General features: G+C 46.7%; 23 protein-coding genes and 5 tRNA genes. 25 read left to right on the forward strand and 3 right to left on the reverse strand.

What is annotated here, in order from left to right; all coding sequences use genetic code 11:
* Nucleotides 1-25: 25 nt before the first annotated feature.
* The 13 genes from L693_RS0108680 (at nt 26) to yajC (ending at nt 8652) form a co-directional block, all read left to right on the forward strand.
* Nucleotides 26-101 (forward strand) — tRNA-Lys (locus tag L693_RS0108680).
* Nucleotides 102-135: 34 nt separating this feature from the next.
* Nucleotides 136-210: transfer RNA gene (locus L693_RS0108685), tRNA-Gly, on the forward strand.
* Between the two features lie 5 nt (nt 211-215).
* Nucleotides 216-292 (forward strand) — tRNA-Arg (locus L693_RS0108690).
* A gap of 12 nt (nt 293-304) precedes the next feature.
* Nucleotides 305-384, forward strand: a tRNA-Leu gene (locus L693_RS0108695).
* A 7-nt stretch (nt 385-391) separates the two neighbouring features.
* A tRNA-Pro gene (locus L693_RS0108700) sits at nt 392-465 on the forward strand.
* A gap of 116 nt (nt 466-581) precedes the next feature.
* Nucleotides 582-1286 carry a BofC C-terminal domain-containing protein gene (locus tag L693_RS0108705; RefSeq protein ID WP_025716925.1) on the forward strand — a complete coding sequence of 235 codons (705 nt, stop codon included), beginning with the start codon at nt 582-584 and terminating at the stop codon, nt 1284-1286.
* Nucleotides 1287-1515: 229 nt separating this feature from the next.
* Nucleotides 1516-2019 (forward strand): crossover junction endodeoxyribonuclease RuvC, encoded by a 504-nt coding sequence (ruvC, locus tag L693_RS0108710; RefSeq protein ID WP_025716926.1) that lies wholly within the window; start codon nt 1516-1518, stop codon nt 2017-2019.
* Nucleotides 2016-2630: a Holliday junction branch migration protein RuvA gene (gene ruvA, locus L693_RS0108715; protein ID WP_025716927.1), complete on the forward strand. Its 615-nt coding sequence runs from the start codon at nt 2016-2018 to the stop codon at nt 2628-2630. Before ruvC ends, ruvA begins: the two co-directional genes overlap by 4 nt.
* 50 nt (nt 2631-2680) lie before the next feature.
* Entirely contained in the window at nt 2681-3688 is a 1008-nt protein-coding gene (gene ruvB / locus L693_RS0108720) for a Holliday junction branch migration DNA helicase RuvB (RefSeq protein WP_025716928.1), read from the forward strand.
* A gap of 303 nt (nt 3689-3991) precedes the next feature.
* Nucleotides 3992-6085, forward strand: coding sequence for a SpoIID/LytB domain-containing protein (locus L693_RS0108725; protein ID WP_025716929.1), 2094 nt, complete (start codon nt 3992-3994; stop codon nt 6083-6085).
* Between the two features lie 7 nt (nt 6086-6092).
* The gene (queA, locus tag L693_RS0108730; protein WP_025716930.1) at nt 6093-7121 is read left to right on the forward strand and encodes a tRNA preQ1(34) S-adenosylmethionine ribosyltransferase-isomerase QueA; all 1029 of its coding nucleotides are present in this window, start codon (nt 6093-6095) and stop codon (nt 7119-7121) included.
* A gap of 20 nt (nt 7122-7141) precedes the next feature.
* On the forward strand, nt 7142-8281 hold the full coding sequence (gene tgt, locus L693_RS0108735) for a tRNA guanosine(34) transglycosylase Tgt (protein ID WP_025716931.1): 1140 nt from the start codon (nt 7142-7144) through the stop codon (nt 8279-8281).
* A gap of 35 nt (nt 8282-8316) precedes the next feature.
* A complete protein-coding gene (gene yajC, locus L693_RS0108740) occupies nt 8317-8652 on the forward strand; it encodes a preprotein translocase subunit YajC (protein WP_025716932.1) in 336 nt (111 codons plus the stop codon).
* Between the two features lie 100 nt (nt 8653-8752).
* Here yajC and L693_RS0108745 read toward each other — a convergent pair whose 3' ends face one another.
* Nucleotides 8753-9142: a TIGR04086 family membrane protein gene (locus L693_RS0108745; protein ID WP_025716933.1), complete on the reverse strand. Its 390-nt coding sequence runs from the start codon at nt 9140-9142 to the stop codon at nt 8753-8755.
* Nucleotides 9143-9348: 206 nt separating this feature from the next.
* Here L693_RS0108745 and L693_RS0108750 point away from each other — a divergent pair, with 206 nt between their 5' ends.
* Entirely contained in the window at nt 9349-10128 is a 780-nt protein-coding gene (locus L693_RS0108750) for a DUF421 domain-containing protein (protein WP_025716934.1), read from the forward strand.
* A 9-nt stretch (nt 10129-10137) separates the two neighbouring features.
* Here L693_RS0108750 and spoVB read toward each other — a convergent pair whose 3' ends face one another.
* Entirely contained in the window at nt 10138-11721 is a 1584-nt protein-coding gene (gene spoVB, locus L693_RS0108755; RefSeq protein WP_025716935.1) for a stage V sporulation protein B, read from the reverse strand.
* A gap of 306 nt (nt 11722-12027) precedes the next feature.
* Between spoVB and L693_RS0108760 the strand changes: the two genes are divergently transcribed.
* The 7 genes from L693_RS0108760 (at nt 12028) to L693_RS0108785 (ending at nt 19306) form a co-directional block, all read left to right on the forward strand.
* Nucleotides 12028-12285: a post-transcriptional regulator gene (locus tag L693_RS0108760; RefSeq protein ID WP_007431667.1), complete on the forward strand. Its 258-nt coding sequence runs from the start codon at nt 12028-12030 to the stop codon at nt 12283-12285.
* A gap of 90 nt (nt 12286-12375) precedes the next feature.
* On the forward strand, nt 12376-13632 hold the full coding sequence (gene secD, locus L693_RS27880) for a protein translocase subunit SecD (protein ID WP_049825102.1): 1257 nt from the start codon (nt 12376-12378) through the stop codon (nt 13630-13632).
* Nucleotides 13622-14542, forward strand: coding sequence for a protein translocase subunit SecF (secF, locus tag L693_RS27885; RefSeq protein ID WP_049825103.1), 921 nt, complete (start codon nt 13622-13624; stop codon nt 14540-14542). Before secD ends, secF begins: the two co-directional genes overlap by 11 nt.
* Before the next feature lie 194 nt (nt 14543-14736).
* Nucleotides 14737-15687, forward strand: a complete 951-nt coding sequence (locus L693_RS0108770; RefSeq protein WP_025716936.1) for a cation diffusion facilitator family transporter — start codon at nt 14737-14739, stop codon at nt 15685-15687.
* Nucleotides 15688-15720: 33 nt separating this feature from the next.
* Entirely contained in the window at nt 15721-18117 is a 2397-nt protein-coding gene (recJ, locus tag L693_RS0108775) for a single-stranded-DNA-specific exonuclease RecJ (RefSeq protein WP_025716937.1), read from the forward strand.
* Nucleotides 18118-18186: 69 nt separating this feature from the next.
* The gene (locus L693_RS0108780; RefSeq protein WP_025716938.1) at nt 18187-18699 is read left to right on the forward strand and encodes an adenine phosphoribosyltransferase; all 513 of its coding nucleotides are present in this window, start codon (nt 18187-18189) and stop codon (nt 18697-18699) included.
* Nucleotides 18700-18961: 262 nt separating this feature from the next.
* Nucleotides 18962-19306 (forward strand): cache domain-containing protein, encoded by a 345-nt coding sequence (locus L693_RS0108785; protein ID WP_025716939.1) that lies wholly within the window; start codon nt 18962-18964, stop codon nt 19304-19306.
* A gap of 138 nt (nt 19307-19444) precedes the next feature.
* Here the strand turns inward: L693_RS0108785 and uraA are convergent, their stop codons facing one another.
* Nucleotides 19445-20755, reverse strand: coding sequence for a uracil permease (gene uraA, locus L693_RS0108790; protein WP_025716940.1), 1311 nt, complete (start codon nt 20753-20755; stop codon nt 19445-19447).
* A gap of 283 nt (nt 20756-21038) precedes the next feature.
* Between uraA and L693_RS0108795 the strand changes: the two genes are divergently transcribed.
* The 4 genes from L693_RS0108795 (at nt 21039) to hisS (ending at nt 26224) form a co-directional block, all read left to right on the forward strand.
* Nucleotides 21039-23216 carry a RelA/SpoT family protein gene (locus L693_RS0108795; RefSeq protein WP_025716941.1) on the forward strand — a complete coding sequence of 726 codons (2178 nt, stop codon included), beginning with the start codon at nt 21039-21041 and terminating at the stop codon, nt 23214-23216.
* 139 nt (nt 23217-23355) lie between these two features.
* Nucleotides 23356-23802 (forward strand): D-aminoacyl-tRNA deacylase, encoded by a 447-nt coding sequence (dtd, locus tag L693_RS0108800; protein ID WP_025716942.1) that lies wholly within the window; start codon nt 23356-23358, stop codon nt 23800-23802.
* 136 nt (nt 23803-23938) lie between these two features.
* The gene (locus L693_RS30515) at nt 23939-24100 is read left to right on the forward strand and encodes a hypothetical protein (protein WP_167518644.1); all 162 of its coding nucleotides are present in this window, start codon (nt 23939-23941) and stop codon (nt 24098-24100) included.
* A gap of 879 nt (nt 24101-24979) precedes the next feature.
* Entirely contained in the window at nt 24980-26224 is a 1245-nt protein-coding gene (gene hisS, locus L693_RS0108810) for a histidine--tRNA ligase (RefSeq protein WP_025716943.1), read from the forward strand.
* Nucleotides 26225-26291 lie beyond the last annotated feature (67 nt).

Here is a 26291-nt window from a genome sequence, read left to right on the forward strand (position 1 = left end):
CTACAAAGTTATATTACCCTGTTGGGAGCCATTAGCTCAGTTGGTAGAGCACCTGACTTTTAATCAGGGTGTCGAAGGTTCGAGTCCTTCATGGCTCACCATTTTTGAAATTATATGTTATAGTATAATTGTATTGCGGACGTGGCTCAGCGGTAGAGCATCGCCTTGCCAAGGCGAGGGTCGCGGGTTCGATTCCCGTCGTCCGCTCCATATTTGCGCCCTTAGCTCAGCTGGATAGAGCGTTTGACTACGAATCAAAAGGCCGGGAGTTCGAATCTCTCAGGGCGCGCCATTAACTTCATAAGCCGGTGTGGCGGAATTGGCAGACGCGCGCGACTCAAAATCGTGAGGGAAACCGTGGAGGTTCGAGTCCTCTCACCGGCATATGTATCGGGATGTAGCTCAGCTTGGTAGAGCACCTGGTTTGGGACCAGGGGGTCGCATGTTCAAATCGTGTCATCCCGATTCAAAAGGAAAGTCGCTGGGAACAGCGGCTTTTTTTATTGTATTTATTATCTTTTTGTATAATTCAGTAATCGCCAGGTCACACTAACACAAAAAGTGGGACGGAAGGGATTACTGTGAAGCGATTAAGTTGGAAAAAACAAATGAAACGGCGTTGGAATCAGGGAAGAAGAATGGTATGGGCCTTTACCATTTTTGGAGCGGCTTGTTTGCTGGCAGGGTTGGGTATTCTGTTTTCAAGACATATGCAGGCTATGCTGTCACAGCCACTGGCCGCTACAGTTATGGCAGAGGTTGATATGGAGGAATCTTCACCCACAACACAGGCTGAAGATCGCTCCTCACAGATGCAAGTTTTGCAAAGCATACGTGCTTCCGGTATAAGCAGGAAGACTCGTCTGTTAACCACCTACGTCTGTGGTACGGAAACGCTTTCCTTAGGTACGCTGAGCTCGCAGCAGCTGGAAAATTTACTAAGGCAGCATCCCGACTGGAAGGGACGGCTTAATACCAAGGGAGAGGTGTGGCTGGAGCGGAGGGTAGAAGATTTGTCGGAATCGTGTAAAGAGCGCGGCTACATGGGCTTGAGCGCTGACGGACAGCTCACTTTGTTTGAAGGACCACCTAAAAAGGAGAAGGTTATACGGACTTTTTTCCAACTGGATGTGGACTCCATGGAAACGGCTTTACCGGAAGGGGTGTATGAACAACTTCAGCAGGGAATCCGTGTACAGGATATAAACGAGTATAACAGTGTAATCTCTACTTTTAGTGACTTTGCGGTGGAACGAACACAGAGGGTATTAAAACAGCAATATTGATTAGAAGCAGGAGACGTTAGGCATTTACCGATCAGGTGATGCTTGTGGCGTCTCTTTTTATGTTTTTACTTAGAGTAAAATTTTTTCCTCTATTAGATACAAAGTTTTGTTATAATGAAATGAACGACACATATGTTCGCTTTGTATGGAATTTAGCACAGATGTATTGAGGATGGAGTAGGCTGATGGTTAGTTAACACCATCGTTTAGTGATAGGGGAGAGATTTTTTTGCGTTTTCTAGGAATTGATCCGGGTATTGCTATTGTGGGCTTCGGATTTGTGGACAAGATTGGCAGTAAGGTGGTTCCTGTGCAGTACGGCTGCATTCAGACTGAGGCTCATACACCGGAAGAAGAAAGGTTGCTTCATGTGTATGAAGGCATGTTGCAATTGATTGATAAATATAAGCCTGATGCGGTAGCGCTGGAGAAGCTTTTTTTTAATCGCAACGTTACGACTGCTATGTCTGTAAGTCAGGCACGGGGTGTGCTGGTGCTGGCTGCAAAGCAACGTAATCTCCCTATAGGGGAATACACGCCGATGCAGGTTAAGCAGGCTATTGTAGGGTATGGTAAGGCGGAGAAGAAGCAGGTACAGGAGATGGTTAGAATGTTTCTAAAGCTCCAGGCTGTGCCCAAACCGGATGATGTAGCGGATGCTTTGGCGGTGGCTATTTGTCATGCGCATTCCTATGGACTAAATTCAAAATTAAATGAGGTATTGCGAAAATGATAGATTTCTTGCGTGGTTCTGTAGCTCACTTGGAAAATGAATATGTCGTTTTGGATGTGCAGGGGGTGGGATATCGCGTGTTCTGTCCCAATCCTTACGCCTTCGCCAAAACGGAAGGGCCGGTGGTTATTTACATTCACCATCATGTAAGGGAAGATGCTATTTCACTGTTCGGGTTTGCAACCCGTGAGGAACAGCAATTATTCCGTAAATTAATCGATGTATCTGGTATTGGACCACGTGTGGCACTTGGTATTTTGGGAGGCGGTACGCCTGCTCATGTGGTGACGGCGATTTATCAGGAAAATATCACATTTCTCACCAAGTTACCGGGGATTGGTAAAAAGACGGCACAACGTATGATTCTGGACTTGAAAGACAAACTGGACAGTATTGGTTCGCTGGGAATGGTGACTGGATTATTTGCGGAGCCTGTCGTGGAAGAGGGAGAGGGCTCCTATTGGGGCGAGGCACGTGAGGCGCTCAAGGCGCTCGGTTACACAGATGCAGAGTTGGATAAGGTATGGAGCAGAATGAAGAAGGATGCCAAACCTGATGAATCTGCCGATATTTTGATGAAACGGGCTTTGCAACTGTTGTTTGCCGGATAGGACGCTGATGTCCGTTGACAGAAGTCTGGTGAAAAGAGGAGCGATGGAAAATGGATGATCGGATTATTTCCGCCAATTTGATGATGGAAGACCAAACGGCGGAGCTAAGCCTTCGCCCCCGTTATCTTAATGAATATATCGGGCAAAATCAGGTTAAGGAAAATTTGAAAATTTACATTGAAGCAGCCAAGATGCGTAAAGAAGCGTTGGATCATGTACTGTTGTACGGTCCACCCGGATTGGGTAAAACGACTCTCGCTAACATTATTGCGAATGAGCTAGGGGTTAATTTGCGCACCACTTCGGGGCCTGCGATTGAAAGGCCCGGAGACTTGGCTGCGTTGCTGACCAATCTCCAAGAAGGCGATGTTTTGTTCATTGATGAAATTCATCGCCTTCATCGGACGGTGGAAGAAGTCATGTACCCGGCGATGGAGGATTTTGCACTGGACATTATGATTGGTAAAGGCCCGAGTGCGCGATCGGTTCGCCTGGATTTGCCGCCCTTTACCCTTATAGGGGCTACTACACGCGCTGGTCTGCTTTCTGCGCCGTTGCGCGACCGGTTTGGTGTTATCAGTCGATTGGAGTTTTATACGACTGACGAGCTGGCCTACATCGTATCAAGAAATGCGGACATTATGGAGATTGAGATCGTCGGGGATGCAGCCGAAGAAATCGCATTGCGTTCAAGGGGAACACCACGGATTGCGAACCGGCTGTTAAAAAGGGTGCGTGATTTTGCTCAAGTTGCTGGAGACGGTATTATTCATTCAGAATTGGCCGCAGAGGCACTAAAAAGGCTTCAAATAGATCCGCTCGGACTGGATGAAATTGATCATAAAATGCTTAAGGCAATGATTCATTCATTTCGAGGCGGACCTGTGGGATTGGATACCATTGCCGCAACCATCGGTGAAGAGAGCCAGACGATTGAGGACGTGTATGAGCCATATTTGCTACAAATAGGACTTTTACAAAGAACACCTCGAGGACGGACGGTGACTCCGGCAGCATATGCTCACCTTGGAATCCCTATGCCAACGGATCCGCGGTGACTAGGAATGGCGGATTTTTATTACAAGAGAACAAGCCCGAAATAAGGTTTAAAAAGAAATGGAATTGAGATTAATTCAGAGCGTAGTTACGCAAATATGGCAAGTACGATAGAGTAAATACGTTTATGGTAAATATGACATTGGCGGAATAGGATGGCTAGGGAAAAAGACCTGTGAGTTAGAACTAACCGTGTTCAAATTTTGGTTTATTCCGTCGATGTATTTAAAGGGACAGGCAATGGTCGAGATCCCGCCAAACCATGCTTTATGCTTGTAAGACAGTCGGAATGGGGGAAGCCAAAAATGAGTGGGAAAGCATTGAACCGAAAAACAATATTCAGTACATGGACAGGCAGAGCCAAACGAGCAGCAGCAATTATGGTATTAGCTACAGTTTGCTTACCTTGGACTTCGAGTGTTCACGCTGCCGCCGCCCAAGAGGATATTCGTGTAGTGATCTTTGCGGATCTAGGTAGCAAGTATAAAGCAACAGTCCCTGCGGTAACCTTGAAATCATCAGAGGGTTTGAGTGTCGGACAGAACAGTGGAGGCAGTTTTCAGGCTTGGATGGGACTACCGGACAGCACCGCTCGTTTTAGTGTGGATAGCTATCGGGTGAAGGTGCTTGAAGGAAATGAAGCAGCTGCGATAAAAGCGGCTCAAGTCCTGCAAAAGACGAATGATAAACCTACGGTTTTTATCGGATCCAAAAACGGTAGCTCTGTCTATCAGGTGTACGCGGGAATATATGCAAGTGAACAGGCAGCACAGGCTGCTGTACAGCGGATTTCTTCCGCAACCGGAGCGCAGGCTGAAGTTAAGGGGAATAAGCACTGGTCAACAGGAAGCTATGGAAGCGAGCAGGAGGCAAACCTCGTTCGAACGACAATTGCTGCCGCAGGCTTTGATGCTTTTACGGTGATTCAATCAAGAGGTCAGTATGCTGTGTGGGTTGGTGAAGAGAGTAACGACAGCAAGCTGTCGACTTTAAAAGCAGAACTGGAGAGCAAGCAGCCCAAACTTACGTTATCTAAAGTTAGTGCTACTCAAACCGGCCTCATAATAAGACAAGAAGCAGGAGTAACGACAGGCTCGCAAGCAATGTTACATTATATGCTGAGTGGCTCTGATAACAGTAAGATAATAGTCAACGGCGGTAACAATGGCGTTCAAGTGGTTGAAAGATCACAGCGTACATATCGCGGCGACATGGAGATTAGCATGACATCAGGACAACTGGCGCTTGTTAATGATGTACCGTTGGAGCAGTATTTGTATTCCGTGGTAGGAGCTGAGGTCTATTCCTCATGGCCGGCTGAAGCTCTCAAGGCTCAAGCGGTGGCTGCCCGCAGCTATGCACTTGCCCAAGGCACTCGGTTTCAGATCGGTAATGTGGTGGATGGCACGTTAAGTCAAGCTTATAATGGCAAGGGCTCGGAAAATGCGAATGTCAGTGAGGCTGTAGATGCCACGGCTGGTGAAGTCATTAAAAGCGGCGGCAAAGTGCTCGAAGCTGTATTTTCATCCAATGCGGGCGGTGTAACAGCAGATGCTTCCGAGGTATGGAACAGCGGTGGTGAAGCATTCGCCAGCGTAGACAGCTCGGGAGATACAACGGCGCAAAAAGGAGCACAGGAGTGGTATCATGTACTTCTCTCCAGTGGCAAGACAGGTTATATTCGTGAGGATAATGCCAAGGAGCTGGAGGGAGTCACAGAAGCCGGGTTAGACAAAATTACCGTTACTGCTGAGAATACCAATGTGCGTGCTATTCCCCAAATTCAATCAGCCGTTGCACCAGTAGCCAAGGCGCAACCGGGTGAAGAGATGATTGTTTTGGAGAAGGTCCCTCAATCCGGAGACTATGCATGGGTGCGTGGACCTTTTACATCAGCGCAGATTTCTAAATCCCTACAAGGGAAAGTTACAGGTACAGTACCGTCTTTAATTGATCATCTGGATGTTACCAAACGTGGTCCGTCAGGGCGTGTTCTTGAGGTTGAGGCCAACGGCTCACCTTTGACAGTAAAATATCCCGATATGTATCGTTCAGCGATGGGGGGATTACCGAGTACTCTGTTTGATATTGCGAGTACCGGCAGTTATACTGTATTAGGCGCTGATGGGGCCACTTCTCATGTAAGTGGTTCGCAAGGAACTCAAATTTTGTCAGCATCTGGGAGCAGCACTTCAAGCGGTAACGGAGTGGTCGTCATGAACGAAGACCGTCATGCGCGAGTCATTGATAAAACGCAAAGCTTTATTTTTACAGGCAAAGGAAATGGTCATGGTTTGGGCTTGTCGCAATGGGGAGCCAACGGTTTGGCCGAACAGGGGTATGATTACAAGAAAATTTTGCAACACTATTACAAAAATGTGGATATAGTTAAGGAATGACCAATATATGAATGTAAACGACTATGATTTTGAATTACCCGAAACATTAATTGCACAGACGCCTTTGCTGGAACGGAGCGCTTCCAGATTGCTGACGTTAAACAAGAATAACGGTGAAGTGGAGCATCATACATTTGCGGATATTGTACAGTATTTTAGCCCTGGGGATACGCTGGTGTTAAATGATACGCGAGTGATTCCTGCACGCTTGTTCGGTATTAAGCAAGACACGGGGGCTAAGGCCGAGGTGCTACTACTTAAGCAATTGGAGGGAGACCGATGGGAAGCATTGGTGAAGCCAGGTAAAAAACTGAAAAAGGGAGCTGTAATCGTTTTCGGTGATGAGCTGAAGGCTGTTATTGAGAAAGAAGGAGATATGGGGGGCAGGGTGCTTTCATTTTCTTATGAAGGTATTTTTCAGGAGATCCTGGATCGTCTTGGGCAAATGCCGCTTCCACCCTATATCAAGGAGCAACTGGATGATCGCGAGCGCTATCAGACGGTTTATGCTCGGCACGAAGGTTCTGCTGCGGCTCCAACGGCAGGACTGCATTTTACAGAAGAATTGCTAGACCGAATTAGGGAGAAGGGCGTTTCCATTGCCTTTGTTACACTTCATGTCGGCTTAGGGACGTTCAGACCGATGTCGGTAGACACGATTGAAGAGCATGTAATGCACGAGGAATATTATTCATTGTCACAGGAAACGGCAGATGTACTTAATGAAACCAAGGCACGTGGCGGAAGAGTCGTGGCCGTGGGTACAACCAGTTGCCGAACGCTGGAGACGGTGGGCAGTCAATTCGCAGATGGAGTACTTAAGGCAAGCAGTGGCTGGACACAGATTTTTATTTACCCAGGTTATGAATTCCGTGTGGTGGATGCAATGATTACGAATTTCCACTTGCCTAAATCCACCCTGGTTATGCTTGTCAGCGCACTGGCGGGCAGGGAGAATATTATGCATGCTTACCAGGAAGCGATTGACCGCGAATATCGGTTTTTTAGCTTCGGAGACGCAATGTTCATTTATTAATTAAGGATGGTAGAGAAAATATGGCACCAGCAATAAGATACGAACATATTAAAACCTGCAAGCAATCAGGAGCCCGCCTTGGGCGTGTGCATACACCTCACGGGGTTATTGAGACACCAACCTTTATGCCTGTGGGAACGCAAGCTACGGTCAAAACGATGAGTCCTGAGGAATTGAAGGAGATGGATGCTCAAATTATTTTGAGTAACACGTACCATCTGTTTCTTCGTCCTGGTCATGATATTATTCGTGAAGCGGGTGGACTGCACAAGTTTATGAATTGGGATCGTCCTATTTTAACGGACAGTGGCGGATTTCAGGTGTTTTCCTTAAGCGAAATGCGTAAGATTTCAGAGGAGGGTGTTCATTTTCGCTCTCATTTAAATGGAGATAAGAAGTTTCTTTCGCCGGAAGTGGCGATGGAAATTCAAAACTCGCTGGGTTCGGATATTATGATGGCCTTCGATGAATGTCCACCGTTTCCGGCTGAGTATGAATACGTGAAAAAGTCACTGGAACGCACCAGCCGTTGGGCTGAGCGTTGTTTAGAGGCACATGCGCGTCCTCATGATCAAGGGCTGTTCGCCATTGTACAAGGGGGCATGCATGAAGATCTGCGCAAGCAAAGTGCCGCAAATTTGACTTCCATGGATTTCCCGGGGTATGCTATTGGTGGACTGAGTGTAGGTGAACCAAAGCACTTGATGTATGAAGTGCTTGATTATACGGTTCCTCTGCTTCCTACCAACAAGCCACGTTATTTGATGGGCGTAGGTTCGCCGGATGCCTTAATTGAGGGTTCTATCCGCGGTGTGGATATGTTCGATTGTGTACTTCCAACCCGGATTGCTCGCAACGGGACAACGATGACAAGTCAGGGTCGTCTTGTCGTTCGTAATGCCAATTTTGCAAGCGATTTTGGCCCGCTTGATCCGGCTTGCGATTGCTACACTTGTCGCAATTACTCACGTGCTTACTTGCGTCATTTGATTAAAGCAGATGAAACCTTCGGGCTCAGACTGACAACGTATCATAACTTGCATTTCTTAATACAATTGATGCGTAATGTCAGACAAGCGATTATGGATGACAGACTGCTTGATTTCCGCGATGAATTTTTTGAGCAGTACGGTCTTCATGATAATGATAAAGGCTTTTAAGTTTCAGGGGAGTGTATACGAAAGGGGGATTTAACATGTTTCAATTTGCTACAGCTGCGGCTGCACCCGGCGGAGCTGGGGGACTTTTTCAAATGATCTGGCCATTGGCTCTGATGTTTGTAATCTTCTATTTCTTGCTGATTCGTCCGAATCAGAAAAAACAAAAGCAACGCCAATCGATGCTTCAAGCTTTGAAAAAGGGAGATAAAGTGATTACAATCGGAGGTCTTCACGGTACAATTATGGAGATCACGGACGATGTGGTTGTTTTGCGTGTAAATGATGTAACAAAGTTGACCTTTGACCGCAGTGCAATCAGTAATGCAATTGCAAAAGATACAGCATCTGAGGAAGTTGTATCTAAATCGTAGAATCTGCCTGTCATCATGTGAAAAACCGAGCCTATGAGAAGGCTCGGTTTTTTGTGTTGATCGTTACATGCCCCGCGTTCACTTCACTTTTTTAAATTCGTTATTTACTGAGATTAATTCCGAACATTCCGCCTCCCGCGCCTATGATAAAGGCAATTCCCAAGTGCAACAGATCCTTAGCGTTCATGCCCGCATCCAGTGCCAGAAAACCGACCAGAAGAACAATTAATCCATACAGGATGCCTGTAATGCCGCCTTGATACCAGCCTTTGTTTGTGGATCTTTTACCGGCGACGAAGCCACCAGATAGCATAGCGAATGCGTGAACGATGTACGTATACAAGGATAAGTCCTGTTCCTGCATCTGTGTTAGCCACAACAGTAGTGAAAGAATCAATGCGCCCAGCAGCATCCATGCAAAAGCATAAAACAAGCCGGATAAAATGGGATGGGCCAGACGAAACGGACTCCAGCGGCGAATGAGCTCCATTGCTAATTCCTCCTGTACCAAGGTTTGAACTATTATCATTCTATGGTCAAGCCTTCGGGCTTAGTACCAAGTCGCAAGCAGTCTTTCTCTTTATTTCAATAATTTAGCCTTTTGTTTTTTGTATGAGTCCAGTGGGGAACGGTCAGAATACGTGTACAATGAACAATGAATGTCTTGCACAACGTACAGGAGAGGAGGCGAACAGATTGAGTCACGATATTTTTGCTCATATTTTTCGGACGCTGCTCATGTATTTTATCGTATATTTGGTGATGCGCTTGATGGGTAAAAGGGAGATCGGGAAGCTGTCTGTTTTTGATCTCGTCATTTCCATTATGATTGCGGAAATTGCTGTATTCAGTCTGGAGGATATAAAACGTCCGTTATATGAAGGGTTAATCCCTCTAGGAGTGCTGCTAATTCTGCAGATAGGAATTTCCTATTTCAGTCTCAAAAGCCGGCGTCTGCGCCTGCTATTCGATGGTCGGCCCAGTGTGTTGTACTCCAATGGGCAACTAAACAAGGATGAAATGGCCAAGCAACGCTACAATTTAGATGACTTGTTATTGCAACTTCGTGAACAAAATATTGAAAATCTGGACGAAGTTGAATATGTTATTTTGGAAACCACAGGCAAGCTTACGGTGGCAGGTAAGGATGATAAAGATGAAGGTGTTGAGTTAGACAGAATAAAACGGGATTTAAGTCAAACAAATTTGACGAACATGGAGCAACAGGACAAAAAAGTTCCTCCTACTCCTCAAATCGGCGGAAAGTTTAGATATGAGGGTCTACCTGTTCCATTAATTATGGACGGAAAGGTGTTGGATCGAAATTTGGAGCGAATGGATATGAACCGATTTTGGCTTAAAAATCAGATTCAAGAAAAGGGACACAGAGATTTTAAAGATGTTTTCTTATGCACGGTTAATCATAGAGGTGATGTATATATTACGCCACCAGCTTTTGGGGAGTCTTCGGATTAGACCTTCGTATTAGATTTCTTTGGCTTTAAACCATCTTCTCAAAATGGGAATGCGTGTAAGGTTGTCCCAGTCAATCATTTTGATTGAAGTCATCAGAATAAGGTACAGGATCATCCCGACACCTGCGGCAAAAATAAATTGAAGCCACATTTGGTCGAACATTGCCAGATGTCTGTAAACGTATAATACCGCAGCTGCCATAATGATCATGCCCACTCCAGTTTTCCAGAAATCGAGCAAGCGTACACGAAAACGAAGCAGTCTGCTTACACTGAAGCCATGCAGAAGGGTGACAATGGCATTGTTTACGCAAATGGCGATGACCGCTCCGTAGATACCATACTGAGGCTGAGAAGCAAGCCATACGATAAGCAAAATTTTGATGACGGCTCCGACAAAGGTGTTAAATAAAGCACTACCGGGACGGTCCAGCGCTTGAAGTGCTGCCTGAAGCGGGGCCTGGATGTACATAAACAGAGCAAAGGGCGCCATGAGTTTAAGCATACCTGCAATATCGCCATTATTGTAGAGTAACAGACACAGAGGCTCTGCCAACACGTACATGATAACAGCGAATGGGGCTCCTGCAACCAAAGCGAGCCGAAGCGATTGATGCAAACGTTTGTGAATGGCCGTAATGTGTCCCTTGGCAGCTGCTTCAGATAAGGAAGGCACGAGTGAAACCGCTAATGAACTGGTTAGGGCACCTGGCAGTAATAATACAGGAATGACCATGCCCTGCATGGCCCCATACTGTGCGGTTGCGATACCAGTTGCAATGCCTGCTACGGCGAGGCTACGCATACATAAAATGGATTCCAGCAAATAGGACAAGGAGCCGACGAGCCTTCCCGCCGTAACAGGGACGGATATAGACATAAGACGTGACAAAACGGATGATTCCTCGAGATAAACCTCTGAAGGTAAAGATGTCTCCGTTTGGTAGGGGATACGATCCCTTCGCTGGTTCCACGCATATTGCCATAGCAGGACAACCATACCCATCAGTTCACCAGCCAATGCACCGAGCATGGCTCCTGCAGCAGCGTAGGCAACACCGTAAGGAAGGAGTAAGTACGCAAACCAAATGACGCAAAAAATACGCATAACGGTCTCGGCAATCGAGGAGCTGGCGGACGGAATCATATTTTGTTTTCCCTGAAAATAGCCCCTATAGGCAGAGGATACAGCAACGATGACAATCATTGGAGTCATGCTAATAAATGTATAATACACACGGCTGTCGGTCAGGAGATGGCTTGTGATCCAAGGGGCGAACACAAGGCAGAGTACCATAGCGAGCAGGCTCAGCGTAACGGTAAAGCGCAGGCTGGTGTGTAAAATGCGCCGTGACATTTCAGGTTGTCCTGCTGTTTCAGCTTCGGCCACAAGCTTGGCCACTGCAAGTGGGATTCCCCCGGTAATAAGAGTCACCAGCACGATAAAAAAGGGATACCCCTGTTGGTATAAGCCGACTCCTTCGGGTCCGATAATACGCGGGAGCGCGATTCGTGGAATAAAGCCCAGTAGCCGATTGATGATTCCCGCTGCCAATAAAATAATTGCTCCATGGATGAATGTCTGCTTTTTCAATCGCAACTCCCTCTTCCCCCAAATGTAATTCTCCGTCTATGCGTTACTATAAAAGATATGCCAGACCTGTCCATGTTCATGACAAGCTTTTCGGATTAAAAGCAGAGTAATCCGGGCGACCAGAGGGAGGGTGGTGAATTCTGCTATTGACGAGCGAAATGAATGCATATATTGTTGATTTACGGCTATTTTCGACGAAAAGAAGGGTTTTCCAAGATCAGGACAGAAATGTTCTATAAAGCAGTCAATAATCCCGCTAATTGCTGATCTGCGGAAACGGAGTCGCTGGGAGGAGGAACGACCATCGTGGGTATGGAAGAGCTGGATGAGCAGGATTGGGATGACGCCATAGAGATGCTGTGCCAAAGCAAGGCAGACGAGCTGGTTCTCGTAGGCTATGAACATGTCACAAGTAAGGACGTGTGGAATTGCGTCAGCCATAAATATGAAAAGGAGGGTATTCCTCCACTGCACAAGCTCGTTAACGATATACTTTCCCTTAAAGCGACGAGCTTTATGAACTATTTGACAATGTCCGCATTACGGGGCTCCACTTTCGAATAGAAGGGGGGCTTTTTTTGCGTTCAAATTGACTGCTTTTTGAGGGGTAGCTATAATAGGAATATTGAGAATGAAAGGGGAACATGGGACGGAATGAAAAGAATTCTAAGTTTCATCGTGGTCGTGCTCATAACAGCTGGTGTTATGGTCGGGACAAGCCCGGGCCTACTAAAAAGTTTAAAACTAGGCCTCGATTTAAAGGGAGGCTTTGAAATTTTATATGAAGCCCAGCCTTTGGAAGCAGGGCAAAGTGTAACCAAACAGTCTCTTACACAAACAGCACAAAGTCTGGAGAGACGGATTAACGCGCTCGGTACGACTGAGCCGGAAGTAACAACAGAGGGCAGCAACCGTATTCGTGTGCGTCTTGCTGGTGTCTCTAACGAGGCGGAAGTTCGCTCCATGCTGAAAAAGCCTGCCGAGCTGACGTTCCGCAGTGCAACGGCAGCGGATGCTAAAAAGCCGGGTCAATACAGCAAAATTGAGCTTCGCGGTAACGATTTTGTGGAGAATGGCGCTGTTGTCGGCTATGACCAGCTGAATCAGCCTGAAATTAGCATCAAAGTGAAGGATAAAGCCAAATTTGCAGAGATCACAAAACGACTTCTTAACAAAGAGTTGGCTATTTTCCTGGATGATGAGTTACTATCTGCACCTACGGTACGTGGAGAGCTGACGGATGGCAGTGCTTCGATTACAGGTAACTACACTCGTGATGAAGCGAACAAGCTGGCCGATACGATAAATCTGGGGGCTCTTCCGCTTAAACTGACGGAAAAATATTCTCAGAGCGTAGGCGCTACATTGGGTCAGTTATCACTGGATCAGACTATTCGTGCTGGTTTGATCGGCTCCGTTATTATTCTGCTATTTATGATTGCGATGTTCCGTGTACCGGGATTGGTGGCCAGCTTCTGTCTCATCGTTCATACCTGGCTGGTGCTTGCGATCTTCTATTTGGGCGGTTTCGTGCTCACGCTTCCAGGTATCGCAGCTTTCGTGCTCGGGATCGGGATGGCGGTCGATGCCAATATCATTACGTATGAACGGATTAAAGAAGAAATCAAGTCAGGCAAAACGATTCGTTCTTCTGTTATTGCGGGTAGTAAGGCTTCGTTCCGTACCGTTATGGATGCAAATATTACGACAATTATAGCGGCGGCAGTTATGTTTGGTCTGGGAACAGGCTCCGTTCGAGGATTCGCCTTAGTGCTCATCGTTGATATTGTTACCAGTATCTTGACGAATATCTTCTTCTCCCGCTTCTTGCTCAATCTGCTGGTTAAAGCGGATGTTGTGAAGAAGCCCAAGTATTTTGGTGTGAAGGAGAGTGATATCAGTGCGCTTTAATTGGAATTTGAAATATATCAAGATGAGCAAGTGGTTTTATACCTTTTCGATTATTATCACATTGCTCGGTATTTTGAGCTTGTCGATATTCGGTTTGAATTACGGGGTTGATTTCCGTTCCGGTTCTAACGTGGATGTCAATTTGACTAAGGCAGTTACACAGCAACAGATTCAGACTTTGCTCGACAAGAATGGAATCGGCAAAGAGGTTGATTATACACCGGGTAAGGAGCGCTTCGGCATTCGTTTTTCAAAGGTATTGACGGATCAACAAGTGAATAGTTTTAAAACCTCTTTCAATAAAGAGCTTGATCCTAAGGCTTCATTTGAGGTCAATACGGTGGATACAGAAATGGCCCAAGAGCTGGAGCGAAATGCAATCTGGGCGATTTTACTGGCCTCTGTTGCCATTGCTCTCTACATCTCGATCCGGTTTGAATGGCGTTTTGCTGTTGCAGCAATTGTTTCGTTGCTGCATGATGCGTTTCTCGTCATTAGTATTTTCTCCATATTCCGCCTTAAGGTGGATCTGACCTTTATTACGGCCATTCTGACGATTGTCGGTTTTTCCATCAATGATACCGTCGTTATTTTTGACCGTATTCGGGAAAATCTGCGATTTGCGAAGAAGAAGTCCAGGGCCGACTTGGAGCAGGTCGTTGATCACAGTATTGCCCAGACAATGACGCGTTCACTCGCAACTGTCTTTACTGTGTTTATTGCCTCTGTGTGCTTGTTCATTTTTGGCGGCGAGTCGATTCGGATGTTCTCGCTTGCAATGGTTATCGGTCTCCTGTTCGGTGCTTATTCTTCCATCTTCATTGCCAGCCCGCTGTGGGTAGCTTTGAAGGGGAAACAAAAAACTCCGACAGCTGGCGGTGGCGCCGCGGTCAAAGCTGCAAAGTCATAAGTTACGCAAATGCCAGTAGTATAAATTAAAGAGAAAGCCGCGTCTGCTTGGGCGCGGTTTTCTAAGGTTTTTACATTTACGTTAATTAGAAGCCCAGCAGTGGACTCATGAAGGGCTTTATTTTGAGGGATTTGATTGATTTGGAATGGAGCTTGACCGGGAAATTGTCAGTTCAGGATTGAGGGGGAAACGTTGTGAATAGCAAACGCAGCCGATCATTAGAAACTACGGCGTGGAGCGGGATTGTAGGTAATCTCGCACTGGCTGTTCTAAAGGGAACTGTCGGTTATGCGGCAAATAGCAAAGCGTTGTTGGGGGATGCACTGCACACGGCTGCGGATAGTGCTTCTCGATTGCAGGACCTGTTTTCCAAAGGTACAGGACACGGAATGCTGGCACGGTTGCGAAACGGTGAAAAGGTTCGGACTGTCATTTCTGTGGTGCTGGCTATTTTGGTGCTGATGAGTGGTCTTCAGCTAGCGATCTCGGCTGTCCGTTCACTAAGCAGTCCAGAACCACAGGCTCCCGGTCTGTACGCATTAATTACTGCTTTTGTTGCTTTGGTGCTGAGAGAGGTGTTATTTCAGTTTCAATACCGATACTCGATTAAACATGGTCATAAAGCGGAAGCAGATCTGTACGCTAATCATGAACGGTACTCGCTGTATGCATCACTGATTGCATTGATCGGCATGATCGGTGCAATGACTGGTAAAGCAATGGAGTGGCCTGCGTTGCTATATCTTGATCCAACCGCAGCTTTGCTGGTAGCTTGTATGGTATTGCGTAAAGGCTATCTGATGGTGGTGAATACCGCCTATCAGGCACCAGCGAGGCTCTTGCGGGAGGAAGACTCCCGAAGTTTTATGGAGACGATTCAGCGGGTGTATGGTATTGTAACGATTGAACATTTCCAGGCTCAGGAAGCAGGGCATTTCATAACGGTTGATGTAACAATTAGTGTGAACCCTCGGATTACGGTGCAGGAAGCGCAGGAAATTGCCGATCGGGCTAAAAATTTACTACTGACCCGTTTTCCACAGGTGACCCATGTACAAATGCAGTTCATTTCCTATCAATCCGAGTATCCTTACAAATCCAATCATGAACTACCGGATAATGATGTGTCGTCCTTGCTGCAATAATGCAAGGCGACGATGAAAGAAAGGTGAATAGGATTGCTTCATTCGCAGTACAGATGGAAGACCCCGGAACTTAACCTGACAGCGGCTCAGTCGTTAACAGAAGAGCTGGGGATTTCACCATTGTTGTCTCGGCTTTTAGTGAACCGGGGCGTCACTACGGCCGGGGAAGCAAACCGCTTTTTGTACGGAAGTGTGGATGATATACACGATCCTTATCTGCTTCTTGGCATGAAAGAGGCCGTGCCGAGAATTCGCAAGGCATTGGAGCGCGGCGAGCATATATTGATCTATGGCGATTATGATGCGGACGGGGTGTCCAGTACATCTTTAATGATTCAGCTTATGCGTTTCCTAAAGGCCTCTTATGATATTTATATTCCCCATCGCTCCAATGAGGGATACGGCCTGCATAACCATGCCCTGGATTGGGCTCATCAGCAGGGAGTTACGCTGGTCATTACGGTGGATACCGGAATTAGTGCAGTAGAGCAAATTAATTATGCAACTTCCTTGGGTATCGATGTTATTGTGACTGATCACCATGAGCCGCCTGCTGTGCTTCCCAAGGCGTATACCTTGATCAATCCGAAGCTGCCTGGCTGCCCATACCCATTTAAAGGCCTTGCAGGTGTTGGTGTTGCTCTAAAGCTGGCACAGGCACTGTTGGATGAGGTACCCGAGGAATGGTTTGAAATCGCCGCTATTGGTACGGTAGCTGATCTGATGCCGTTACACGGTGAGAATCGGACGATGGTACGCAGAGGGATCCAATCGATGAGAAGCTCTGCGTTTCCCGGGATTCGGGCGTTGCTTAGTGTAGCAGGTGTGGATATGTCTACAGTGACTTCTGCCAACATCGCATTTGCCTTGGCTCCGCGGATTAATGCCAGTGGACGTCTGGATCATGCGGGACGAGCCGTTTCCCTCCTGACAACAGAACAAGAGGAAGAAGCAGATCAACTTGCACATGCGCTTGATCTGCTTAACCGGGAGCGTCAACAGGTGGTTGAACGAATTGTGGAGCAAGCAGAGGAACAGTTGGCAGCCAAGCTGAATGGAGGCAAGCTCCCCTCAGTTATTGTTTTGGCTGGTGAAGGATGGAACGTGGGTGTTGTCGGAATTGTGGCCTCCAAGCTATTGGATCGTCATTATCGTCCAACCATTATTCTTGGGATTGATGCCGAGACTGGTATGTGCAAAGGTTCTGCCCGTTCTATTCCTGCCTTGGATATTTATAGTGCTCTTACAGACAGCCATGAACTTATGGAGCATTTTGGCGGCCATCCTTCGGCTGCGGGTATGACGCTGACCCGCGATAATCTGGAGTTGTTCGAGGAGCGGCTTAACCGGTATGCCAGTTCAATTTTGACACCGGAAGACCTTATTCCTATAGCAGAGGCAGATATGGTCTGTCGTCTGGACGAGGTATCTTTACAGGTGGTTGAAGAACTGGAATTGTTACAGCCGTTTGGAATGGCGAACCCTTCTCCACGATTCGTATTACAGGGGCTTCAATTACGCGAGGCTCGAAAAATGGGGCGTGAAAAAAATCATGTAAAGCTTCTGCTGGAGCAGAACGGACTGTCGCTGGATGCGATTGCCTTCCGGCGTGGCGATTTGGCTGATTTTTTACAGCAACAAACCGAACTGGATCTGCTGGGCGAGCTGTCTATTAACGAGTGGAACGGCAAACGTTCTCTCCAATTGATGATGCAGGATATTCGTGTACAAGCCCCGCAAATTTTTGATTATCGCGGAGTATCGAACCCTATTGCGGAGCTGGAACGAGGCTTGAAAATTTTCCATCCGCGTGTAGAGGAGAGAAAAAATGACGTTGCAGTGTTGATACATCCTTCATCCAGACTTCGTCCAATGGATTCCGTAAATGCAGAATCCTTATGGTTGTACGATGAGGATGGCACTGTTACTCCTGGTAATGGTCAAAGGAATGCACAGCAATCTGTGATGTCATTGTTCGTGCTGGAGCCACCGGAAACACCGGAGCAGCTACAGGCAGTATGGTCTACCTTTGAAAATGTAGAAAATGTATTTCTCCTGCATTCGGTCAGTGAACGTGCCGGTCGGCTCGTAAGCCCTGACAGGGAGCTGTTCAAGCGTATTTATGTTGTGCTTTCCCGAATAGGAACACAGCCTGTTGATGAAAAAGCAATGCTGCCTGCTCTTAGTCGGCAGTGTTCCTGTTCAGTACGAATGTTATCTAAAGTACTGGACATCTTTGAGGATCTTGAGTTTATGAAGCGTGCAGAGGGGCAATTTTGTTTTGTGCCTAATCCGCCCAAGCGTGATTTAACGACTTCTCCACGCTATCAGGAATTATATGATATGGCTGAGATGGAGCGTTATTTACTGGATGCGGATACAACCCAGATGACGAGTTGGATCATGTCGCTGATGAAGGGTGCTTCTTGAGACACTGCCTCAAGCTTATGTTGTAGAATGGATATACTAATTTAGAAGTTTACAGTAGGAGGAACTAAGTTGGACTACAAAGAATATATTCGAGTGATTCCCGATTTTCCACAACAAGGTATTAGTTTTAAGGACATTACGACCTTGATGAAAAATGGTGAAATGTACCGTAGGGCAATCAACGATATGAAGGAACTGGTATCGGATTTGAAAATTGATTTGATTGCAGGTCCTGAAGCACGCGGATTTGTCGTAGGTGCGCCTCTGGCCTATGCTCTTGGCGTTGGTTTTATTCCTATTCGTAAAAGCGGAAAGCTGCCTGGGGAAACCATTGAGGAAGCATACGGTTTGGAATACGGCAAGGATACGCTGGCTATGCATAAGGATGCAATTGAGCCGGGGCAAAACGTATTGATTGCCGATGATCTGCTTGCTACAGGTGGAACCATTGCCACATCCGTGAATTTGGTACGTCAGCTTGGTGGAAATGTGGTAGGAGCTGCTTTTCTTATAGAACTGTCTGAACTCAATGGCCGGGCGAAACTGCCTGACGTAGATGTGTTCACCCTCATTAAGTATTAAGTCTTAGAATTCGGGGTTTCCTTTTCCCGGGAAATATTTATATATGGATCGCTTAAATAGTCCGATGGAGCAACTCTTTAGGTAAAGAGATGTTCCATCGGACTATTTTTGTTGTATGCATTTTGGTTAGAAATGTAATTTACATTAACCTTCAATTTATTTGCGAAAATCGTTATAAATTATCTGAACAAAATGTCGATAACAATCGTCATGTTTTACTAGTTTCGATGATAAGCAAGAGTACGGAACAACTGGTGACAGGATGAAAATTGATGCTTATGGAAGACTGTTCGAACAAGAACTATTATTAAATGATATGACTTATGGGTTGGGCGTTTTTTTCGCTAAAGATGCGTATGAACCGGGTGTGACATACCGATCACAATATGTGCATAGGGATGGCGGACAAATCAGGCAAACGACTGAATATGATGATCCGCAATATAATTATTTAACACAGCCATGGTATACAGAGGCAGTTAAGCGCGGTAAAGAATTGAACTTTACGGAGCCTTTTTATGATACGAAGATGAAGGTCAATATGATTACTATCTCTACGGGTGTTTCTGACACGCTCAACCAGGTGGTATCCCGTTTTCGTGTATGATTTTAATCTTACATTATAGACATGAATTTTGAAAAAAAGCCGCTCCACGTAGTTACGAGTCCACACACTTGGATGCTAGTCAGGTGTGTGATGGCCCGTATCTCATGGAGTCGGCGTTTTCATGTAAAGGAACAGGTATTAATCGGGTATTTTTTCCGTTAAAGGTTCCTGTGTTTTATCGCTGGACCAGCCAAGCACGTCAATCAGCTTGAAGAACAGGCTGAGGACGATGCCGATGATTGTTGCCAGTGCCATACCTTTCAGGGTAACCGCACCCCAAGTGAGCGTTGTACCACTGATTCCGACAACCAGTACGACGGTAGCGAGCAGCATATTGGTCGGCTTGGCGAAATCGACCTTTTGCTCCACAAAGATTCTCAGACCAGAGGCAGCGATGACACCGAATAACAGCAAGGATACGCCGCCCATGACTGGAGCCGGGATGTTGGATACAATTGCTGAGAAGGTGCCTGAGAAGGAGAGCAGAATGGCAATCACAGCGGCGCCACCAATGACCCAGATGGAGTACACCTTCGTTAATGCCATGACACCGATGTTTTCACCATAGGTTGTATTGGGCGTAGAGCCGACAAAGCCGGAAATCACAGTGGAAATACCGTTACCAAGCAGTGAACGGTGCAGACCGGGATCTTTGGACAGCTCGCGTCCGACAATGTTGCTGGTTACGAGCAAATGACCAATATGCTCCACGATGACCACCAGAGCGACAGGAAGAATTGTCAGCATAGCCGATGTATTAAATATTGGAGTGGTAATGACAGGATGTCCGAACAAAGGAGCGTCCGCAATGGCCTGTGTATTGACCATACCCATAAAATAAGCAAGTACATAGCCTACCACAATTCCAATCAAAATATGAATGATTTTGGCAAATCCGCGGAACAGTACCGCACCCAGAATGGTAACTCCGAGTGTAACAAGGGAAAGAGTAATAGTTTTGGGATCTGGAGACCAGGTTTTCGCAGGGCCTGAATTGATAATGCCTGCCATGCCTGCTGCTACTGGAACCAGCTCGAGACCGATCAGAGCTACAATGGAGCCCATGACTGCGGGAGGAAATACCACATCCAGCCAACGGGTTCCGGCATATTTGATCACCAGTGCGACGAGGCAGAAAATAACACCTGTTGCGATAAAAGCGCCAAGGGCCATAGCATAACCGTTAACGCCTGGATTGCTTTTAAGCACGAGACTAACGGGAGCGATAAAAGCGAAGCTGGAGCCGAGATAGGCGGGGATTTTGCCACGGCAGATCCATATGTACAGCAATGTGCCAATACCGTTCATTAGCAAAATCATGCCGGGATCGACACCGAAAATATTCGGCACCAGCACGGTGCTGCCAAACATGGCAAACAAATGCTGTACGCTGAGCAGGAACCCGGGTCCTACCGGAAGCTTTTCATTAACTTGAATTTCGCGTTGCAACGCAGTTCACTCCTTAGTTCTTTCAATTATTCTTATATACATTAATTACTTTTCGTATTTTTTTCAATATAATTCGTTTCGTTTCGCCAACAATCCCGATTTACTGAACTAAATGTGACGAAATAACCTATGGTAAAATAACACGGCAATACCAAACGTGTAATAGTTGACGTGTGACGCAGTAACCGTCATAATTATAGGAAATCACTTTTAAAAGGGAACCTTTGCGCGACATTGATCGGCGGGTTCCATTTTGCATAGAAAGGACACGGAATAGAGCAGAATGGGGATAGAGCAATTACTTAAAAAGGCCGGGGCCTATACCAGAGAAGCAGATCTTATCCGCATCAGGGACGCCTATGATTTTGCAGAGCAGGCCCATTCCGGGCAGACTCGGAAGTCTGGTGAACCTTATATTCTGCATCCGCTTGCGGTTGCTGATATCGTCGTTAATATGCAGATGGATACCATCTCCATTATCGCCGCTCTTTTACATGACGTTGTGGAGGATACGACGGTGTCTTTGGCGCAGATTCGCGAGCATTTTGGCGATACTTGTGCGATGCTTGTCGATGGTTTGACGAAACTGGAGCGTATCCAGTTCCGTTCCAAGGAAGAACAGCAGAACGAAAATTATCGAAAAATGTTTATTGCCATGGCACAGGACATTCGTGTCATTGTTATTAAGTTGGCGGATCGTTTGCATAATATGCGTACCTTGAAATATCAGTCGGAGGAAAGCCAGCGCCGAATCGCTTATGAAACGCTGGAGATTTTCTGTCCAATTGCGAACCGGTTAGGTATTTCAGCGATTAAATGGGAAATGGAAGATATTGCTCTTCGCTATCTGAATCCTCAGCAATATTATCGCATCGCCAATTTGATGCATAAGAAACGGGCAGAGCGGGAGCAGTTTATTGATAATGTTATCGTACGCATCAGAGAAAAGCTCGAAGAGATGGGTATTCAAGCTGACCTTTCTGGGCGTCCCAAGCACATTTATAGCGTGTTTAAAAAAATGACAACGAAGAACAAGCAATTCAATGAAATATATGATTTGCTGGCGATTCGAATTATTGTAGATAACATAAAGGACTGTTATGCGACGCTGGGGATCATCCATACGTTGTGGAAGCCGATGCCGGGGCGGTTTAAGGATTATATCGCCATGCCCAAGGCCAATATGTATCAGTCCCTTCATACAACCGTAGTGGGTCCCAACGGGGAACCTACCGAGGTGCAAATTCGCACGGTGGATATGCATCGCACCGCTGAATTCGGGATTGCGGCCCATTGGGCTTATAAAGAAAACAACGGAGCAAATAACACGAACTTTGAGGATAAAATCACCTTTTTCCGAGAAATTCTCGAGCTGCAAAATGAGGCGAAGGACGCGTCGGAATTTGTAGAATCGCTCAAAATGGACTTTTTCTCCGACCTCGTATTTGTGTTTACTCCAAAGGGAGAGGTTATTGAGTTGCCAGCTGGATCGGTTCCGCTGGACTTTGCCTTCCGTATTCATACCGAAGTTGGTAACCGAACGATTGGCTCCAAGGTAAACGGCAGAATTGTGCCGTTGGACTATCGGCTTAAAACCGGCGATATCGTCGAAATTATGACGTCCAAGCATTCTTATGGACCTAGTCAGGACTGGCTCAAAATTGCCCAGTCCTCTCACGCGCGCAGTAAAATCAAGCAATGGTTTAAGAAAGAAAAGCGCGAGGAAAATATCGAAAAGGGCCGTGAGAATCTGGAGCGTGAGCTCAAAAAGCGCGATATAGAGCCTTCGGTATGGATGAGTGACGACAAGCTTCAGGAAGTAGCAGCAAAATTCTCTTTTAACGATATAGAGGATATGTTATCGGCGATTGGCTTTGGCGGTATAACCGCAGCTCAGGTCTGTACACGTCTGACGGAGAAGCTGCGCAAGGAGCAGGAAGAGGCGCGGCTGATTGAGCTGACAACCGAGGTCAAGGAGTACAAACCGCAGAGCGAACGCAAAAAAACACCGACCAACGGCGTCAGCGTCAGAGGAGTCGACAATTTACTCGTTCGTTTTGCACGATGTTGCAATCCCGTGCCGGGAGACGACATCATCGGTTATGTAACACGTGGCCGCGGCGTATCGGTTCACCGGACAGATTGCCCGAATATTCCTGCGGGTACGGGGGAAGATCAGGCTCGTGTGATCGAGGTTGAGTGGGAAGAAGCAGCAGAGGTCAATTACAGCGTCGATATTGAGATCACAGGCCATGACCGCAACGGGCTGCTGAACGAGGTGCTTCAGGCTATATCCGAGAACAAAACCAGCTTCTCGGCCGTGACAGGCCGTACCGACAAGAACAAAATGGCAATGATTCACATTACGATTCTCATTCGCAATACAGATCATTTGCATTCTGTTGTCGAACGGATCAAACGGGTAAAAGATGTATACACCGTGCATCGCATTATGCAATAACCTTGTAAGCGTAAAAGAAGGCTCATACCTTTTTTTATAGTGTATTTTGGGTACAAGCCCTCATAGGCTGCGTAAAGGAGCCGTGCTACGGCTCAAAGCACCTTTTAAAGGGATGGTTAAAGGAGACAGCGGATAGTCGATGAAAATCATCATTCAGCGCTGTAAAGACGCTCAGGTAACGGTTAATCATAAGGTAGTCGGCGAGATCGGAACCGGATTAATGCTGCTGGTCGGTATAGGTCAGGGGGATACAGCGGCTGATGCCGTTTATTTGGCGGATAAAACAGCGGGATTACGTATATTTGAGGATGCTGAAGGTAAAATGAACGACAGTGTGCTGGATGTCGGAGGGGCCATTTTGTCTGTCTCTCAGTTTACATTATATGGTGACTGCCGTAAGGGGAGAAGACCTAACTTTATGGGAGCTGCCAAGCCTGAGGAAGCAGAGAAGCTGTATGATTTTTTCAACAGCCAGCTTCGAGCCAAGGGTCTGGAGGTCGAGACGGGCATTTTTGGGGCAATGATGGATATATCATTGACCAACTGGGGCCCGGTGACGCTGATTCTGGATAGCGAGCGTTCATAGGTACAAATTGGTTCCTAGTCACGGCGTGAATCAGCAATGAGCAGAATAAAATGACCGTTCATGGAGACGATAATGTCATCCCAACCGGTGATAAACCGGGTGAGATAGCCTTAAGGGTGACAGGAGAGACGATGCAATGCGTCAAACCCCAAAAATGGACGGTTATCGAAGCGCTACGCTGCTTTTCCCCGGTAGTATTCAGGAGGCGATCAGCCTTACCCGTGATGCTGATACGTTATTGCAGCATGTTGCAGCAGCCATGGACAAGCCGGGGCGCGATGCTTTGCCACGCAGGTAGGGCCAGATATTTAGCCGTAAGTGAGAGAAAGGAGCCAGAAGCCGAAAGGCTCCTTTTTCTTTTTTGCTGCTTAGAGTTGTTGGAGCGGAACGACGGATCACGACAGAGGCTTGCTTGGTGCGACAGAAGTCTATATTAACGGTGATCAGGATGAATTACGATATGTGGCGCAGCTATGATTAAAGCCGGAGATTGTCACAGATTGTCGTTACTTGAGGAATGTAGCTGCTACAGAGTGCCTGTAATGAAATTGTAATATTCGAAACATCATTCCTTAATATTCGTTGTTTATAATAACGGCATGACCCCCTTTTGATATATCTTTTTAAACCTACGGACCGTTTCCGCAGGTTTTTTCTTTTTTTTAGACTTATTTGTCTGCTTCTAGAGGGAATGTCTTGACTTTGTCGGAGTAGTTCATTAAAATCATAAAATAATGAAAAATGATTTGATGACGGGACCAAGTACTCCGAACCCACAAGCGCAGAGAGGAATTTCCAGGCTGTAAAAATTCCCTTGATGAGCGGACGAATGACCTCCCCGAGAACAGGCGGCGAACAATTGAGGAGCACCTGCCGAGAGTGCACAGGTAACTGTGCCAAACAGCAGACCATCCTGCATAATAGCCGTACTGCGCGTTACGGGCGTTATACGTATGAGCGGAGTCAGTGTAAGGCTGACGGGCACTGAGCGTTTTTTGCGCGCTGGCTGTCCTGGTAAACTCCGGAATGTGGGTGGTACCACGGGTGATTTGTAAACGACAATCCCTCGTCCCTGTTAATTTTAACAGGGCGAGGGATTTTTTGTTTTATTATGAGCTTAAATAGCGAGTGATCAAGAAACAAAAATCAAGAAATATACAGATGGGGGGATACGTTAATGGCCTTTCAAAAGCCGACGGGAACGCAGGATTTGCTGCCGGGCAATGTAGAAAGATGGCAAGTAGTCGAGGAAAAAGCCCGCGAAATTAGTCGCCGCTTTAATTATCGAGAGATCCGTACACCGATGTTTGAACAAACGAATTTGTTCATTCGGGGTGTGGGTGAAACGACTGATGTGGTGGAAAAGGAAATGTATACTTTTGAGGATAAAGGAAAACGCAGCATGACGCTGCGTCCGGAGGGGACAGCAGGGGTTGTTCGCTCCTATGTGGAGAACAAACTATACGGTGAGCCGGATGTGACCAAGCTGTATTACATTGGTCCGATGTTTCGGTATGAGCGTCCACAGGCTGGACGTCAGCGCCAGTTTCACCAATTTGGCATTGAAGCATTCGGGGCGATGGACCCGGCGCTGGATGCAGAAGTTATTGCTTTCGGGTATCAGTTCTGCCGAGAGCTGGGCCTGAAAGGAGTACAGGTAGAAATTAACTCCGTCGGTAACGCTGCCAGCCGTGCTGCTTATCGGCAACATTTGGTTGACTTCCTGCTGCCTATTAAGGATACATTGACCAAGGAGAGCCAAGCGCGCATCGAGCGTAATCCGCTGCGAGTGCTGGATAGCAAAGATGACCAGGACAAATTTGGCGGTGCACCTTCTATTTTGGATAGCCTCGATGAGGAATCCCGCACACATTTTGAGAAAGTGAAGCAAAATTTGGATGCGATGGGTGTGGAATATACGGTCAATCCACGTCTGGTACGGGGACTGGATTATTATACGCTGACAGCATTTGAGTTCAAAGCCGAAGGAATTGGTGCTATTGACACGATTGGTGGAGGCGGTCGATACAACGGATTGGTTGGAGATCTGGGCGGACCCGATCAGCCGGGGATTGGTTTTGGTATTGGGCTGGAGCGAATTCAGCTGATCCTGGAGCATCAGGGTGTCCAATTGAACGAAGCCAAGCCGCTGGATGTCTATATGGTGGCATTGGGGGAAGCGGCAGAAACGGAAGTGACCAAACAGCTGTTTAAGCTGCGTCAAGCCGGATTTTCTGCAGAGCGAGATTATTTGGGCCGTAAAATGAAGGCGCAGATGAAATCAGCAGATCGCTTTAAAGCGAGATATACTGCGATTCTGGGCGAGGATGAGCTGGCACAGGGTGAAATTGCACTGAAAAACATGGAAACCGGTGAGCAGCGTACCGTTAAGCTGGATCAGCTGGTGGAAGAACTAGGTTGAAAAACATGATGTAACATCAGTCAGGGGGAGCTTCCCTCTGGCTGTCATATAGCATTAACTACTAACA

It is taken from the genome of Paenibacillus sp. 1-18 (genome assembly GCF_000520755.1).
GTDB lineage: Bacteria > Bacillota > Bacilli > Paenibacillales > Paenibacillaceae > Paenibacillus > Paenibacillus brasilensis.

Bases quoted from the DNA above. Each gene is read 5' to 3' on its own strand.
- ruvA (WP_025716927.1), top strand. From the start codon at position 2,016: ATGATAGATTTCTTGCGTGGTTCTGTAGCTCACTTGGAAAATGAATAT.
- ruvB (WP_025716928.1), top strand. From the start codon at position 2,681: ATGGATGATCGGATTATTTCCGCCAATTTGATGATGGAAGACCAAACG.
- L693_RS0108725 (WP_025716929.1), top strand. From the start codon at position 3,992: ATGAGTGGGAAAGCATTGAACCGAAAAACAATATTCAGTACATGGACA.
- queA (WP_025716930.1), top strand. From the start codon at position 6,093: ATGAATGTAAACGACTATGATTTTGAATTACCCGAAACATTAATTGCA.
- tgt (WP_025716931.1), top strand. From the start codon at position 7,142: ATGGCACCAGCAATAAGATACGAACATATTAAAACCTGCAAGCAATCA.
- yajC (WP_025716932.1), top strand. From the start codon at position 8,317: ATGTTTCAATTTGCTACAGCTGCGGCTGCACCCGGCGGAGCTGGGGGA.
- L693_RS0108745 (WP_025716933.1), bottom strand. From the start codon at position 9,142: ATGGAGCTCATTCGCCGCTGGAGTCCGTTTCGTCTGGCCCATCCCATT.
- secD (WP_049825102.1), top strand. From the start codon at position 12,376: ATGAAAAGAATTCTAAGTTTCATCGTGGTCGTGCTCATAACAGCTGGT.
- L693_RS0108785 (WP_025716939.1), top strand. From the start codon at position 18,962: ATGAAAATTGATGCTTATGGAAGACTGTTCGAACAAGAACTATTATTA.
- L693_RS0108795 (WP_025716941.1), top strand. From the start codon at position 21,039: ATGGGGATAGAGCAATTACTTAAAAAGGCCGGGGCCTATACCAGAGAA.
- dtd (WP_025716942.1), top strand. From the start codon at position 23,356: ATGAAAATCATCATTCAGCGCTGTAAAGACGCTCAGGTAACGGTTAAT.
- L693_RS30515 (WP_167518644.1), top strand. From the start codon at position 23,939: ATGCGTCAAACCCCAAAAATGGACGGTTATCGAAGCGCTACGCTGCTT.
- hisS (WP_025716943.1), top strand. From the start codon at position 24,980: ATGGCCTTTCAAAAGCCGACGGGAACGCAGGATTTGCTGCCGGGCAAT.